At 52.1% G+C, this 1696-nt stretch carries 2 protein-coding genes; both read right to left on the bottom strand.

What is annotated here, in order from left to right:
• Window positions 1–143 precede the first annotated feature (143 nt).
• Window positions 144–416, bottom strand: coding sequence for an HU family DNA-binding protein (locus Q7T06_RS07045; RefSeq protein ID WP_304782524.1), 273 nt, complete (start codon window positions 414–416; stop codon window positions 144–146).
• Between the two features lie 249 nt (window positions 417–665).
• On the bottom strand, window positions 666–1696 hold a 1031-nt coding region (locus Q7T06_RS07040), incomplete at its 5' end, for a S16 family serine protease (RefSeq protein ID WP_304782521.1).

The raw sequence follows: 1696 nt of genomic DNA, 5'->3' as shown, positions 1-1696 counted from the left end.
CCAACTGAGCTAAGCACCCGACTGCGCATATTGCCCGCACTTGCTTAATTCAGCCAAACATACAGCGTTGTCACCACGCCGCAAAAGAATTATTTTACAGCATGTTGACGCAATTTGCACCAGCAAATTGCGTTCAGCAATGATTAATTAACTGCGTCTTTCAAAGCCTTGCCTGGTTTGAATTTAGGCACTTTTGCAGCCTTGATCTTGATCGCTTCGCCAGTACGTGGATTACGGCCGGTACGTGCAGCACGCTTGCCGACGGAAAATGTACCGAAACCAACCAGGGTAACCGTGCCATTTTTCTTCAATGTGGTCTTGACCGCACCGATCACTGCATCAAGCGCGCGCGCAGCAGCAGCTTTGGAAATGTCGGCGGTACCAGCAATGTGTTCAATCAATTCTGTTTTATTCACTTACGTCCCCTCACAAAGGTTGAATGCCGCAAGGTCGCACCGACTCAGATCGGTAAGGCGACACTGCGGGACGCAGAAAAATCTGCAGCAGGTATTAAACAAGCCGCAAAGCCTTGTGTCAAGCGCTTTGCGGCGCACTTCCCTCTGAAAAGATACGTTTTCATTTGTATTTTGCCGCCACAGAACGATTCCATCGTCATCTGCAAAAAAAAAGCGCTCCGAAGAGCGCTTTTTTAAAGACATGCAATATCAATGCTTGACGACGCTGGGGTCAGCTGGCGCGCCTGGTGCTTTCGCCACAGCCGCTTCCGCCACAGATGCTTCTTCATCCGTCAATGCCACTGGGGCACGCTCCAGTGCGATTTCAAGCACCTTGTCTATCCAGCGTATAGGCACGATTTCCAGCTTGTTTTTCACATTATCGGGAATCTCGGCCAGATCCTTCACGTTTTGCTCCGGTATCAATACGGTCTTGATACCGCCGCGATGTGCCGCCAGCAGTTTCTCTTTCAAGCCCCCGATAGGTAGTACTTCGCCACGCAACGTGATCTCGCCCGTCATCGCGACATCGGCGCGCACCGGAATCCCGGTGAATACCGACACCATCGCCAAGGTCATGGCTACACCGGCCGAAGGCCCATCTTTCGGCGTCGCACCTTCAGGGACGTGAATATGGATATCGCTCTTTTCGAAAATATCGGCTTTGATGCCGAGTTTTTTCGCGCGGCTGCGCACCACCGTGCGAGCTGCCTCGATCGATTCCTTCATCACATCGCCCAGCGTACCGGTACGTATGATATTGCCCTTGCCTGGCATCGTCATCGCTTCTATCGTCAGCAAATCGCCACCCACTTCGGTCCATGCCAAGCCCACCACCTGACCTATCTGGTTTTCTTTTTCGGCGACGCCGAAATCGAATTGGCGCACACCGAGGAACTTGTCGATGTTCTTCGATGAGATCGTGACTTTCTTGTCCTGCTTTTTGAGCAGCAACATCTTCACAACCTTGCGGCAGATTTTCGAGATTTCACGTTCCAGCGAACGCACGCCGGCTTCACGCGTGTAGTAACGGATGATGTCGCGTATCGCCGATTCCGCCACGCTGATCTCGTCTTCCTTCAGACCATTGTTCTTGATCTGCTTAGGCAACAGATAGCGTTGCGCAATGCTGGTTTTTTCATCTTCGGTATAACCCGACAGGCGGATGACTTCCATCCGGTCCAGCAACGCTGGCGGTATGTTGTACGAGTTCGATGTCGCAACGAACATCACGTCAGACA

Source organism: Herminiimonas sp. (genome assembly GCF_030645555.1).
Taxonomy (GTDB): Bacteria; Pseudomonadota; Gammaproteobacteria; order Burkholderiales; family Burkholderiaceae_D; genus Oxalicibacterium.
This window is presented reverse-complemented; position numbering and strand designations above follow the sequence as displayed.